General features: G+C 36.2%; 2 protein-coding genes. One reads left to right on the plus strand and one right to left on the minus strand.

The annotated features are described in order from the left end of the window. The coding region (locus BACFIN_RS21560) for a restriction endonuclease subunit S (protein WP_007750410.1) at window positions 1-758 on the plus strand (758 nt) is incomplete at its 5' end. Here the strand turns inward: BACFIN_RS21560 and BACFIN_RS0219595 are convergent. Next, a partial coding sequence (locus tag BACFIN_RS0219595) for a restriction endonuclease subunit S (RefSeq protein WP_007750411.1) occupies window positions 738-1,354 on the minus strand: 617 nt, incomplete at its 5' end. The two genes, BACFIN_RS21560 and BACFIN_RS0219595, sit on opposite strands and share 21 nt — an antisense overlap.

Consider the following 1,354-nt stretch of genomic DNA (forward strand, 5'->3'; position numbering starts at 1 on the left):
TCATAAGAAAATCTATTCTTCAAGAGGCAATACAAGGCAAACTTGTTCCACAGATTGCAGAGGAAGGTACAGCCCGAGAGTTACTTGAACAGATTAAAACCGAAAAAGAAAAACTCGTCAGAGAGGGTAAGTTGAAAAAGTCTGCTTTGACTGATTCTGTTATCTTTCGTGGTGACGATAACAAGTATTATGAGCAGGTAGGTAAAAAGTGCTTAGATATAACAGAACAGATACCTTTTGAAACTCCCAAGAATTGGGTATGGACAAGACTTTCTCATATTGCAAACATTTACACTGGCAACAGTATTAGTGAAACTGAAAAGAAATCAAAATTTACAGATGTTATAGGACGTTATTATATTGGAACTAAGGATGTTGATTTTAATAATCGGATTATTTACGATAATGGCATTGCGATTCCAAAACAATATGAACCTGATTTTAGACTTGCTCCCAATAACTCAATATTGATGTGTATTGAAGGTGGAAGTGCCGGAAGAAAAATTGCAATACTGAATCAAGATGTATGTTTTGGGAATAAGTTATGTTGTTTCTCACCATTTGTTGGAATCGGGAAATACATGTACTATTATCTACAGTCACCATCGTTCTTTGAACTATTTAACCTAAATAAAACGGGCATTATAGGTGGTGTAAGTATAGCAAAAGTAAAAGAAATATTAATACCATTACCTCCGATTAAAGAACAACAACGCATTGTTGCTCAAATAGAAAAACTATTTGAGCAACTGCGATAGTTCATTTATCCGTTTTGCAATACGCTGCTGTTCTTGATAAGGTGGAATACCAATAGGCAGATTGTAGAATAACTCTTTATTGAGGTGCGGAATAGCCGCACCTCTTTTTGAATTTCTCAAATCCTCTTTATAGAACAGAATGAAAGCCAAAATATATGGTTTCCACATAGCCGAAGAGAGCCATAACTGTTTGAATGTACTCCCCATATACCCATCTTGCGGAACAGTGAAAACTTCACCTGAATTTTCACCATCTACAAGAATGATGTTATCTCCGGCATAGACAAATTTTCCTTTCTCTACAATGGTAGCAGATGATTTACCACGTAGGTATTTTGCATCCAGACAGATGCCCTTTCCGTTTCTTTTTTCACCGTCTATCAGTTGGCATATATCTTTCAAACGTAGCACAGACCAATTGTTAGGATATTCAAAAGGAAGCTCAATCTCAACGGTTTGCGCATTTATCCTCTCATAATACTTGTTATCGTCACCACGAAAGATAACAGAATCAGTCAAAGCAGACTTCTTCAACTTGCCTTCTTTAATGAGTTGCTGCTTTTCCAATTTTATCTGTTCAAGTAACTCTTCGCCAG

This window comes from Bacteroides finegoldii DSM 17565, from assembly GCF_000156195.1.
Classification (GTDB): domain Bacteria; phylum Bacteroidota; class Bacteroidia; order Bacteroidales; family Bacteroidaceae; genus Bacteroides; species Bacteroides finegoldii.